10 protein-coding genes and 2 pseudogenes are annotated in these 11,364 nt (G+C 65.0%); 3 read left to right on the top strand and 9 right to left on the bottom strand.

The window, feature by feature from the left end:
- Nucleotides 1-2: 2 nt before the first annotated feature.
- The 7 genes from HB681_RS31465 to HB681_RS31495 all read right to left on the bottom strand — a co-directional run bounded on the left by HB681_RS31465 (nt 3) and on the right by HB681_RS31495 (nt 6,607).
- Entirely contained in the window at nt 3-455 is a 453-nt protein-coding gene (locus tag HB681_RS31465) for an OB-fold domain-containing protein (RefSeq protein WP_213958817.1), read from the bottom strand.
- A gap of 25 nt (nt 456-480) precedes the next feature.
- Nucleotides 481-1,470 (bottom strand): tripartite tricarboxylate transporter substrate binding protein, encoded by a 990-nt coding sequence (locus tag HB681_RS31470; protein ID WP_213958818.1) that lies wholly within the window; start codon nt 1,468-1,470, stop codon nt 481-483.
- Between the two features lie 41 nt (nt 1,471-1,511).
- Nucleotides 1,512-2,171, bottom strand: a complete 660-nt coding sequence (locus HB681_RS31475) for an NAD(P)-binding domain-containing protein (protein WP_213958819.1) — start codon at nt 2,169-2,171, stop codon at nt 1,512-1,514.
- Entirely contained in the window at nt 2,168-3,181 is a 1,014-nt protein-coding gene (locus HB681_RS31480; protein WP_256354363.1) for an Ldh family oxidoreductase, read from the bottom strand. Before HB681_RS31480 ends, HB681_RS31475 begins: the two co-directional genes overlap by 4 nt.
- 43 nt (nt 3,182-3,224) lie before the next feature.
- Complete coding sequence (locus tag HB681_RS31485; RefSeq protein WP_213958821.1) at nt 3,225-4,787, bottom strand: AMP-binding protein; 1,563 nt, start codon at nt 4,785-4,787, stop codon at nt 3,225-3,227.
- Between the two features lie 149 nt (nt 4,788-4,936).
- Nucleotides 4,937-5,758, bottom strand: a complete 822-nt coding sequence (locus tag HB681_RS31490; RefSeq protein WP_213958822.1) for an IclR family transcriptional regulator — start codon at nt 5,756-5,758, stop codon at nt 4,937-4,939.
- A 3-nt stretch (nt 5,759-5,761) separates the two neighbouring features.
- The gene (locus HB681_RS31495; RefSeq protein WP_213958823.1) at nt 5,762-6,607 is read right to left on the bottom strand and encodes an amidohydrolase family protein; all 846 of its coding nucleotides are present in this window, start codon (nt 6,605-6,607) and stop codon (nt 5,762-5,764) included.
- Between the two features lie 197 nt (nt 6,608-6,804).
- On the opposite strand from HB681_RS31495, the gene HB681_RS31500 reads away from it, so the two are divergent.
- Entirely contained in the window at nt 6,805-8,046 is a 1,242-nt protein-coding gene (locus HB681_RS31500; RefSeq protein ID WP_213958824.1) for a porin, read from the top strand.
- Nucleotides 8,047-8,369: 323 nt separating this feature from the next.
- Here the strand turns inward: HB681_RS31500 and HB681_RS31505 are convergent.
- Nucleotides 8,370-8,510 (bottom strand): annotated as a pseudogene (locus HB681_RS31505) (transposase); the annotation flags it as partial.
- Between the two features lie 92 nt (nt 8,511-8,602).
- On the opposite strand from HB681_RS31505, the gene HB681_RS31510 reads away from it, so the two are divergent.
- Nucleotides 8,603-8,980, top strand: a complete 378-nt coding sequence (locus HB681_RS31510; protein WP_213958825.1) for a hypothetical protein — start codon at nt 8,603-8,605, stop codon at nt 8,978-8,980.
- A pseudogene (locus HB681_RS31515) lies at nt 8,959-9,340 on the top strand (alpha/beta hydrolase); the annotation flags it as partial. The gene HB681_RS31510 and the pseudogene HB681_RS31515, both read left to right, overlap by 22 nt.
- A 924-nt stretch (nt 9,341-10,264) precedes the next feature.
- Here the strand turns inward: HB681_RS31515 and HB681_RS31520 are convergent.
- Nucleotides 10,265-11,364: IS91 family transposase (locus HB681_RS31520; RefSeq protein WP_256735167.1), on the bottom strand; the 1,100-nt coding region annotated here is incomplete at its 5' end.

Consider the following 11,364-nt stretch of genomic DNA (forward strand, 5'->3'; position numbering starts at 1 on the left):
CGTCATGGGGTCTCCGTGGCGTTTGTGGCGTTGGCTGTGCGAACGCGGAAGCGCGGCACGAGGGGACCTTCACCCGAGGCTTCGAAACACACGCTCACGGGCAGGCCGATCCGCAGCGTCGGTGGTTCGGCGTCGACGACATTCGAGACCAGTCGCACATCGTCCGCATCGTCCAGCAGCACCACCGACACGTTGTACGGCGCATGACCCTTCAGCGAGGGATGCACGGCGTAGTGACCGATGGTGTAGGTGTACACCGTGCCGTGGCCGGACACCGGCTTCCACGTCAGGTCCGATGATCCGCATTTCTGGCAGAACGGAAGCGGCGGATGGAAGAACTGCTGGCACGCCTCGCAATGGCGGATCACCAGCCGCTGGTGCTCGCACGCCTGCCAGAAGGGCGCGTCATCGAGGGTCGCATGGGGGGAGGGCAGGCCTCCGGGAAGGTAGCTCATGGTGTGCTGTTCCTTGGTGATGCGGCTAGTCGATCTTGAGGTCGATGCTCTTGGCCACCGCGCCCCACTTCTTCTGCTCGCTGTCGATGAACGCGGCGAATTGAGCAGAGGTGCCCCCTTGCACTGCGTTTAGCCCTTGCGCACGCAATTGCGCTATCACGTCGGGATTGGCCAGCACGGCGGCAATCTCGCGCTGAAGCAGCGTCACGATCTCGGCTGACGTGCCCTTAGGTGCGAGCACGCCGGTCCAGTCCTGGTACTCGAAGCCCTTGACTGTTTCGGCGACCGTCGGGATGTCCGGATACTGCGGATCGCGTGCGCTGCCGCTGAGCGCCAGCGCGCGCATCTTGCCGCCCTTGACCAGTGGCATGCCCAGCGAGAAGTTGCCGAAGGTGAAAGTGATCTCGCCGCCGACGACATCCGTGAGGGCAGGGCCCATGGTCTTGTAGGGCACATGGCGCATGGACACGCCGGCCAGTTTGTTGAGCGATTCGCCGGTGAGGTGGGCACCGTTGCCATTGCCGCCGGAAGAGAAGGTCAGCTTTCCGGGGTTGGCCTTCGCGTCCACCAGCAGGTCGGCGACGGTCTTGTAGCGCGAGTTCGCCGCCACCAGCAGCACCAGCGGGGAGTTGTACATCTGCGCGATCGGGATGAAGTCCCGGTTGGCGTCGTAGGGCAGGCTGCTGTAGATGTTCGGGTTGATGGCCAGCCCGCCGATGTGCCCGACGACGATGGTGTAGCCATCCGGCGCCGACTTGGCCGCGGCGCTGAGGCCGATGCCGCCGCCCGCCCCGAACTTGTTGTCGATCACGAAGGGCTGCCCGAGCTTGGCCTGCAGGGCGTGCATCACGATGCGGGTCGCGACGTCCGGATTCGAGCCCGGGCCGTAGGGCACGATCACCTTGACCGGCTTGGACGGATAGGTCTCCGCGAAGGCCGATGTCACCGGAAAGAGGGTGGCCGCCAAAGCGCAGGCGACGAGCACCGCGCGCCGCGATGGGTGAGTTACTGACATGAGGTTGTCTCCTTGTATTCTTTGAATGTGGTTTGCGGCGCTCAGGGACGCCACGATCCGTGCGGCAACTCGACGCCGCGTTGCGCTGCAGCGAGTGCTTTGTGCAGGCCGGCGACATCGAGCGGAATGCAATAGGCAGGCATCGCGCGCTGGAAGCGCCAGCTGTCCGCGAGGGGGCCGGCGTCCACCACGTCGAAGCCGAACTGGTCGATGAGCCCGCTGCAGATTCGCTTGGCTTCGGCGTCGTCGCCCGCGATCGGCAAGGCGCGGCGGTCCGGTGCGCTGGCTGGCCGGCTGTCCTTCTCGAGGTCGGCTTGCAGGATCGCGTTGAACGCCTTCACGACCTTTGCGCCCTTCAGGTGCGCGGCGAGCAGTTCGCTGGTGGTGGTCGTCTCGTTGTCGAGCGCCTCGATGCGGCCGTCGCGGGCGGGGTAGTAGTTGTTGGCGTCCATCACGATCTTGCCGGCCAGGGGCTCGACCGGGAGGTCCGCATGGTTCATCAGCGGAACGGCGACCATCACCACGTCGCCGAAGGCCGCGGCCTCCTGCGCCGTGCCGACCTTGCAGCCGATGGCGACCGCTGTACTGCCCAGCGTCTTCGCGGCGCGCGAGTTGCTGATCATCACGTCGTGGTCGCTACGCACGGCCAGCCGTGCGAGTGCGCGGCCGATGAAGCCCGCGCCGATGATTCCGATCTTCATGCTTCGACTCCTGGTTGTGCCTGGGTTGCGCCGGCTGCCTCGCGCAGGCCTTCGTAGACGAGGTCCGGTACCTCGATTGCGTTGGCAGCAAGGCGACGCTCGCGTTCGGCCGAAGACCGCTCGAAAGGCACGCGAACCGGCCGTGCCGGATCGAGCGGACGGGTGGCGCGCAGGCTGTCGGCATAGGCCGCTACGCGTGCCTGGAAGTCCGCCGCATCGCCAAGCAGCGCGGGGTCGACGACGATCATGAAAAAGCCGCAGTCGCGCAACGACAGCGGCGCCGCGGCCTGGCCGGCCAGCATGCCCAGAAGCTGTACGACCATCGCGAGGCCCGAACCCTTGTGCCCGCCCCAGACCGTGAAGGCGCCTTTCAGCGCCGCCGCAGGGTCGCGCGTGGGCTGCCCGTCGGGTCCGAAGGCGAGGCCTTCGTCCAGTTCTTGGCCAAGCCGCTCCTTGAGCACGACCTCGCCGAGCATCACGCCGGCGGTGCCGATGTCCCAGATCACCGGCGCGCCGTCGGAAGGGAAACCGAAAGCGATCGGGTTGGTGCTGAAGCGGCCTTCGGTTCCGCCGTGCGGCGCCACCTTCTGGCCGCCGCTGCCGGCGATCATGCCGGCGAAGCCGGCCTGGGTGACCCTCTCCAGGTAGTAGGAGAACATGCCCGTGTACCAGGTCTTGGAGGCGCCCACCACGGCCAGGCCGGTGCTGCGTGCCTTCTCGATCGCCATCTCGGTCGCGCGAAGGCCCACCAGATACCCGACTTGGTCGCCGCCATCCAGCGACGCTGACACGGGCGACTCCTTGAGTACGGTGATGGGCCGGCGCGGCGTGCTCGTATCGCGCAGCCGGTCGATCACCGACAGCGCCCGCGGCAGGCCGCCGAACGAGAGCCCGCGCAGTTCGCAATCGATCAGGTGGTCGGCAATGATGTCGGCTTCGGCATCGGTGTGATCGAAGGCGAGCATGGCGGCGCGTATTAGCTGACGTGCTTGTGGGACCGTGAGAATCATCTTTGTCTTTCTGTACCGAGTTGGATTGCGTGCTGCTTGCGCGTCACGCGGCAAGGCTGTCCCAGGCCGTCGGGGCCGGCAGCGTCTTAAGCAGCGTGTGCTTCTCGACCTTGGCCGATGGCGTCTTGGGAAGCTCGGCGCGGAACTCGATGAACCGGGGCATCATGAACCTGGGCAGCCGGCTGCCAAGCCAGTCGTGCAGTGCGGCAGGGGTGACCGAGTCCGGGTGCTTGAGGACGCCGCAAAGGTAGACATCGTCCTCGTTGTCGCCGGCAGGCACGCCAACCACCGCGCACTCGACCAGTTCGGGGTGCTGCGCCGCAATGGCCTCGACTTCGTAGGCAGAGATGTTCTCGCCGCGGCGGCGGATGCGCTCCTTCTTGCGCCCGGCGAAGAAGTAGTAGCCGTCTTCGTCCGCGCGCATCAGGTCTCCCGTGTGAAACCAGAGCTTGCGCAGCGCGCCCAGCGTGGTCTCCGGCTTGTTCAGGTAGCCGTCCATCAGGATGCCGCGCTTGCGCGGGCGCAGGACCAGCTCGCCGATGTCGCCCTGCGGCACGGGCTCGTCGTTCTCGTCGAACAGCGCCACATCCCAGTCCGGCCCCGCCCGGCCCGATGCGCCGAGCTTGCGTTCGGGGAAGGGTGTGAAGATGGTCATGCCGGTCTCGGTCATGGCGTGCGACTCGACGAGCGTGACGCCGAAGCGCTGCTCGAACTCCGGATCGTGGTGCGCATTGAACATCACGCGCACCTTGTGGGCACGGTCGTTGCTGCCCGGTGGCTTGCTCTTGAGGATCGGCGGGATCGTGAAGATGGTCGTGCTGATCGTGGCGCCTGCTTCGCACACCTGCTGCCAGAACGTGGTCGCGCTGAAGCGCGCGGCGATATGCACCTGTGCACCGAGCAGCAGTGCTGGCAGCGTCGCCATCGAGCGCGACATGCCGTGAAAGAGCGGCAACGGCGAGAACACCGTGTCGTCGGCCCGCATGCCGACTGCCTTGATGAAGTTCTCGCTGGTCTGCAGCACGACCGAGTGCGCCAGCATCACGCCCTTGGAAGGGCCGGTGGTGCCGGATGTGTAGCAGATGAAGGCGATGTCGCCAGGCTTGGCCGGCATGGCGACGGGGTTGCCTTCGGGCACCTTGAGCGCATCCCAGCCGATGGTGTCGAGGCCCTTCACCGGCTCGCATTCGCCATGCACCACGAGCGTTGCCAAGGCACCGCGGCGCTCCGGAGGCAACGCCGCAAAGGCGGGCGCCAGGTTGTGGCTCGTGATGGCGATGCGCGCCTTCACGTCCCCTGCGACGTAGGCCAGCAGTTCGCCCGAGTACGCCGTGTTCACCGGGACGATGGTGGCGTTGAGCAGTGCGATGCCGAACCACGCGAAGATGAACTCCGCCGAGTTGTCGAGCATGACCATCACCGGCTCGCCCGCGACCACGCCGAGCCGTTGCAGCCCGCGCGCCAGGGACTGGCTGATGTCGTGCGCCTCGGCGAACGAATAGCAGCGTCCGTCGACGGTAAGGAACGGACGGTGGCCGAATCGCCGCGCGCTGTCGGTGAGGATCTTGCCGAGGATTCGCTCCTCGTAGGGGATCTGGTAGGTCATGGTGTTGGCCGTTTCAGCAGGCCCGGTGGTCGCAGTCGGTGCGGGCCATCCGGTTTGTCTCGGTGGGTGATGGAGGAGTCAGGGCAGACTTTAGGAGTGCGTCATCGATCCGGCTAGAAGCGCGGCGGCATCGCCACCATGCACAAACGTCATGGCAGGGGCGAGGCCTCGGCGCCGCCCACGTCCGCCGTGCGCCAATGGCTCGTCACGCCCAGCAGGGCGGCATGCGGCGTACTGCATTCCAGGCCCGGGGACATGGCGCGCGCCACTTGCATCACGTCGTCTGCCAACTCATGCAGCCGATGCAGCGGCAACCGGTGCGCGAAACCCGAGACGCCGACCGCGGCGACCACCGTGCCAGCTGCGTCGAAGATCGGCGCGGCCAGGCCGTGGAGGTCGAGGCGCCATTCACCGTGATTGACGGCGAACCCGTCGCGCCGGATGCGCTGCATCTGCGCCATGAACACGTCGGGCACCGTGAGGGTCATGGGCGTCGCGGCGTCGAGGTGCATGACGGCATCCGCCAGCCAGTGCGCGCCCTTGAACGCCATCATGGCCTTGCCGGTCGCGACGCAATGCGCGGGCGCGCGACCGCCAATCTGCTTGTGCGCGGGCACCGGGTCGGGTCCGGTCACCTTGTGCACGTAGACGACTTCCCGGTGGTCCAGCACCGACAGGTGGACGGTCTCGCCGGTTCGTGCCGTCAATTCATCCATGAACTTGTCGGCATGGCGGCGCAAGTCGAAGCCGGACAGCGCGGCCGAGCCCAGCCCCCAGAGCTTGATGGTTGCGCCGTAGGTGCCGGACCCGAAGCGTTGCACGTACTGCGCGTCGACCAGTGCCTGGAGAAGCCGGTGCGCGCCACTCTTGGGCAGGCCGGTGGCCAATGCGAGCTGGCTGACGCCCATCGGCTTGCCGCTGCGTGTCAGCGTTTCGAGAAGGCCCAGACCCTTGACCAGCGTGTTGTTCATCGCTCAGGCGGCCGTGGCGCCGGCACCTACCGCTGTCGGCCACTGGTAGGCCGCACGCGCTGCCCTTGAGAGCAGCCATTCGCGATCACCGGCCGACAACGACGGGGATTCGCGCACGTAGTAGAGGAGGTCGGCCCAGCTGACGTTGCCGTGGTCGTGCGTGATGTCACTGGCCCACAGCACCCTTTCGGCACCATAGGAATCGACCGCGCGCAGCAACTGCTTCTGAAGTCCTGGAAACGGGTAGGGCCCCGCCTCGAAGAAGTGGTGCGCGTGGCACCATTTCAACCACAGGTTGGGGCACGCGCCCAGCGACAGCACGCTGTCCCACTGCTCGGGTGCCTTGGGATAGCCGCAGTGGTCGAGCACGAAGCGCACATCGGCGAATCGACCGAGCGTGCCGCGCAGCACCTCGGCAGTGTCGCGACCATGGATATGGAGCCCGACAGTGAGGTCGCGTTCGCGCGCCAGCCCGAGCAACTCGTCAAAGCCGCCGCTTGCGAAGGCCTGCCGTTCCTCGCGCGAGCGAAGGTCGACGCGCACGGCCCGGCATCCGGGTGTGGTGCCGAGGATCGCAAAGAGCGCGGCCAGTTCGGGGTCCGCGCGGTTCACGCGCTGAACGAAGGCGAAGCGGTCGGGGTGTTTCAGCGCGGCGACCTGCGCCAGCGGGCTCAGCGCACGTCGAACTCCGTTCGCCTGGGTCGCGTGCGGCCACGCGACCCAGTTCTCGAGGTGGCCCCACAACTCGTCGATGATCACTGCGCGGATGCCAAGCGCATCCATTGCCGCGAGCATCTCGTTCTCCTGCAGCTTGAAGAAGGCGTGCACCTGGGCGTCGACGATGTCCATCGTGTCTCCAATCAAATCTTGTTGAGGATTATTGGGAGCGGGGAGTCGTCTCCTGACATGGCGTTTTGGTATGGCGTCCATGTGAAGCCGTCATGCCGGCAGCCCCCGTGTTCCGGAATGCAGAACGTTTGGCGACGCGCGTCGTGCTTCCTAGCATGCCCGGCGATTCGAACGATTCACCAGAACCAGAGACACCCATGAAATTGAATTCAACAAGACATCTCGTTGCCATGGCTTCGATGGCCATTGCAGGCACGGCCTCGGCCCAGTCGACCGTCACGCTGTTCGGCGTGGTCGATGCGGCCATCAGCGGCACCTACAACAAGTCGAAAGACAACAACGTGCCCACGCTGGCCAACCCGTCGTACGTGAACCGTGGCAGCGTCACGGTCAGCAAGACCGAACTGCGTCATTCAGGGACGTCAACGAGTCGGCTTGGATTTCGCGGGACCGAAGACCTCGGCGGTGGGCTGGCCGCGAGCTTCTGGCTCGAGGCCCCGATCACCAATGACGATGGCGCCAACGGTATCGCGACCTTCGCGCGCCGCTCCACGGTGAGCCTGTCGGGTGGCTTTGGCGAGATCCGCCTGGGCCGCGACTACACGCCAACGTTCTGGAATGACAGCATCGCCGATCCGTGGACCCAGATCGGCTCGGGCGCCAGCCTCATGCTCTCGGCCGGCGCCGCCGCTCCGGGCAGTGTCTACAACGCCAACGGCAACTACGCGCGGGCGAGCAACACCGTGGGGTACTTTCTGCCACCGACGCTCGGCGGCGTCTATGGCCAGTTCATGTATGGCCTGCCTGAGAACGTCAAGTACGCCCCCGGCACCACGACCCCGCCCGGTGTCAATGCCGCGGGTGCCGTCAATGCCGGCGCGGTGGCGCCATCACGGGTCGGGCGCTATGTCGGCGGTCGGCTCGGCTACGCCAATGGAGCGCTCGACGTGGCGGTCGCTTACGCGGAGAGCACGCTCGCCGATAACTACTACGCCGGAACCACCGACAGCGTAAAGATCATGAACGCCATGGCGATCTACGACTTCGGGGTGGTCAAGTTGTCAGGGGAGTTGTCGCGGCAGCGCTATGTGCGTGACTACGCAGTTATGCCCGCAACGGGTGGCATCACTCGTATCGACGTCAACGGCTACCTGGTGAGTGCGCAGGTGCCGGTGGGGCCGGGCCTGATCCGGGTGGCCTACTCCCATCTGAAGTACGACCTCGACCTGCCCGGCGTGGCCGACCCGACCGCCGGCAAGCTCGCGCTGGGCTACATCTACAACCTGTCCAAGCGGACGGCGCTATATGCCACGGTGGCGCGGGTCAACAACAAGAACGGCGCCTCGCGAGTTGTCAATCCGCCAGCTTTTATCAGCAATGCAACGTATACGCCCGATACCTCCACGGCGTACGACGTCGGCATAAGAACCGCGTTCTGATAAGCGGCCTTTGCATCTTGAGTTGCTGCGGGCCAGCGGACTTGCGAGAACCCGTTTTTTCCATGGAGCCGCGCCGCCCGACTAGGTAGACGCTTATCCGTCAAACAGGCTCGTGGCTCGCCGGGGCGATCTCTTATTTCCAAGGTACGTCAGCCGACCGCAAGAAAACCTAGAAGTTCTGCTTCCGGCAACTCCAGACGTTGACAGGATGAACGCGAAAGACTGGTACCAGTCTTGAGCGCCAAGTCGCGGCGGCCGCCCAAACACCAGCGTATGGCAGGTTCCCGAAATCCAGGCGAAACGCCGCCGCTCGCACATTCCTCGCCGCCGTACTTGGCGCGCCACCTGTAGAAGCTCGCGCCGCTGAAGCCGCCCCCGCGGCGCAACTCCTTGATCGGGAGGCCGGCCTCGGCCTGCCTGATGCAACCGATGATCTGCTGTTCGGTGAATCTGCTCTTTCTCATGTCCGCCATTTTCCAAGTTGACGGACTTCACTGCCATTACGCTGGTATGGCTGGGAGGGGGCAGGTCACGACGCCCCGCAGGAACTGCGGCGATGAGCGTCGCGGCTTCGTGCGTCACATCGGACACAAGCACACCGAAAAAGCGGAGAAGAAAAGTGATTTCAAAAGGTTATGAACGCGCCCTGTTCGACAGGGCGACTCCCAAGCGACACGCGTATGTCTATGGATTGAACAGCAAGGGACGACTGACGCAGACGACCGTCCTCGGCAAGGAGCACGAGATGGCTCAAAACGTGAAAGACGCGGTGCGTGCGACGTATGCCATCGCACGCTCCAACGGCCCCGTCTTCGAGCTCGAGAGCGACAAGAGGCATCCCTTCTGCAAGGCCATTCGTGCGAACAAGGAGGGACAGGCGCTGCGGCAGGCGCTGCTGCTTGCCTTTGACGACATTCGGGCGACGCCGACATGACCGATGCGCAGGATCGCCGCACTGCCGTTCGAGATGTACCGGCAGGGCTATGAGTACTACTGGAAGACGCACGCCCACCCGGGCGCAAACTTCAAGTACACCACCAGCAGCCTGCTGGACCTCATGCGCTGCGACGCGACGCACCTGATCGAGGTGATCGACAAGCCGCTGCTGATGATTGCCGGCAGCAAGGCCGACAGCCTCTACATGAGCGAAGACGCCTTCCCCAAGGCCTCGGGCACGCAGGACAAGGAACTGTTCAAGATCGAAGGTGCCACGCACATTGAAACCTATTGGGTTCCGAAGTACGTGGACGTCGCCATGTACAAGCTGACGACGTTTTACGCCAAGACCCTGTAGTTCGGCAGCTTCCCCGGGGCAGCCGCCCGAGCCTGCGGCTCGAGCCCGATAGGAAACTTCCTCATGGACGGTCCAGCATTTAGATGTCGTCGCTTTGGCGCTGCTCGGGATCTCCGGACGCTTGGGCAAAATCAGCCAGATGGACGAGTTCGCTGAATTCACCGACGATGAGTTGCTTGTGCTCGCGCACGAATGGCGCAGGCGGTCTCCGCAAGGCGACAAGGATGCGCGGGGCCGGGCTCACGCCTTGGAGGCCGAGATTCGTCGCCGATGGGGTAACCCGAAGTCATCTTTCTCCACCCTAGACATCCGACCACTTGAAGAAAGGTTGCGACCTTGGTGGCGATTCTGGTGAGGCGTAGGGCAGCGAACACGAGTGTCAACCGTCCCGAGTCATTCCGGCAGGCTAGTGCCCTTGTAGGCGATTCTGACGATCCGGAGACTTGCTGGTCGCAAATAAGCCTTAGAGCCAGAGACCTACGGGTCACTGGCTATTCCTTTCCAACTTTTTTTTGACTTATGGTTCGCTGCGGTAGGAATCGTACGCTGCTCCTCCTACCACTACCGGAGTTGTTTAGGGTTGTGGGATACCTGCCCGGAGACTGGCGCAAGTGATGCACGACACGACCGTAGGGCAGGTGTCCCACAAGCCTCGAGGGAGGAAACCGCGGAGGCAAGCCCAGCGCGCGTGTTCAGGGCGCAGAAGCTATGGGGATTTGGGCGTGCGCGGGTTGGTCTTTGGCTGCGGGTGACCGATATGCGCATACCCAGCTTGTCCGGATCGATCCTTCGCAGTGCTACGCCGCGCATGCTGCAACGCGCGCCAGCGGCTGCATTGAACTGATGGCTGGTGGCGGCACGCGTTGACCCCGCTGACGAGCGCACCGCTCATCGGCACCGAGTCCAGTTGGGCTGTAGAGCCGGTCATGGCGGTGGTGGTGCGCGGATCGGCGCACTCTGAGCAAAGGTCTGCACGATAACCATGACGTGGCCGCAGTGTCGGCAGATGAAGGTGGGGCGTACGGAGTGAAGATCTGTACCGACGGCTTCGGTGCTGCTGCCCATCTCGGTTGGCACTGGCACCGCATGCAAGAGTTCGCGCGCTGCCGCCAGACTCGCCTTGCGCGAGCCATTGGCCAATAACCCGTAATGGCGAATGCGATGGAAGCCACCGGGCAGCACATGCAGCAGGAACCGGCGCATGAACTCCTGGGGCGACAGCGTCATGGCCTTGTAGCGCGTCTTGCCCTTGGCGCGGTAGTCCTTCCACCGGAAGCTCACGCCGCGCTCGTCCAGCGCAAGCAGGCGGCTGTTGGAGATCGCCACCCGGTGGGTGTAGCGAGACAGGTAGGCCAGCACCGCCTGTGGCCCCGCGAAGGGCCGCTTGGCATAGACAACCCACTCGACCTTGCGCAGCGGCGCGAGCCACGCCTTGAAGGCCCGCGCGTCGCCCAGTCGGGCATGCTCGCCGAAGAACTGGAGCTTGCCACCTTCGTGCATCCGCTGCAGCTCTTCCAAGAAGCGGCGCCGGAACAAGCGCGACAGCACCCGCACCGGCAGGAAGAATCCGGGGCGGCACGCCACCCAGGTCTTGCCATCGGAGGCCAGCCCTCCACCGGGCACGATGCCGTGCACATGCGGGTGGTGGGTCAGCGCCGAGCCCCAGGTGTGCAGTACCAGTGTGGCGCCGATCCTTGCGCCCAGGTACCGGGGATCGGCGGCGATCGTCAACAACACTTCCGCGGCCAGGTCGAACAGCAGGCCGTAGATGGCGGCCTTGTTCTGGTACGCGATGTCGGCGACGGGCGCCGGCAGCGTGAACACGACGTGGTAATACTCGACCGGCAGCAGATCGGCTTGGCGCGCATCGAGCCAACGCTGCGCGGCGACGCTCTGGCACTTGGGGCAGTGACGATTACGGCAGGTTCTGGAGAGCTCTCCCGAACGTGCCTTATGGTGAGACTCCCAATACGGGGAGTTCGGCGATCGAAGGCGCGTCAAGTCGTGGCGCTCGCATCCATTCG

Origin of the sequence: Variovorax sp. dw_954 (genome assembly GCF_018449755.1) — a bacterium.
GTDB lineage: Bacteria > Pseudomonadota > Gammaproteobacteria > Burkholderiales > Burkholderiaceae_C > Variovorax.

What these genes read in the sequence shown, in the direction of transcription:
- HB681_RS31485 (WP_213958821.1), bottom strand. Translation starts at nt 4,787, where the DNA reads ATGACCTACCAGATCCCCTACGAGGAGCGAATCCTCGGCAAGATCCTC.
- HB681_RS31500 (WP_213958824.1), top strand. Translation starts at nt 6,805, where the DNA reads ATGAAATTGAATTCAACAAGACATCTCGTTGCCATGGCTTCGATGGCC.
- HB681_RS31510 (WP_213958825.1), top strand. Translation starts at nt 8,603, where the DNA reads ATGAGCGTCGCGGCTTCGTGCGTCACATCGGACACAAGCACACCGAAA.
- HB681_RS31480 (WP_256354363.1), bottom strand. Translation starts at nt 3,181, where the DNA reads ATGATTCTCACGGTCCCACAAGCACGTCAGCTAATACGCGCCGCCATG.
- HB681_RS31495 (WP_213958823.1), bottom strand. Translation starts at nt 6,607, where the DNA reads ATGGACATCGTCGACGCCCAGGTGCACGCCTTCTTCAAGCTGCAGGAG.
- HB681_RS31470 (WP_213958818.1), bottom strand. Translation starts at nt 1,470, where the DNA reads ATGTCAGTAACTCACCCATCGCGGCGCGCGGTGCTCGTCGCCTGCGCT.
- HB681_RS31490 (WP_213958822.1), bottom strand. Translation starts at nt 5,758, where the DNA reads ATGAACAACACGCTGGTCAAGGGTCTGGGCCTTCTCGAAACGCTGACA.
- HB681_RS31465 (WP_213958817.1), bottom strand. Translation starts at nt 455, where the DNA reads ATGAGCTACCTTCCCGGAGGCCTGCCCTCCCCCCATGCGACCCTCGAT.
- HB681_RS31475 (WP_213958819.1), bottom strand. Translation starts at nt 2,171, where the DNA reads ATGAAGATCGGAATCATCGGCGCGGGCTTCATCGGCCGCGCACTCGCA.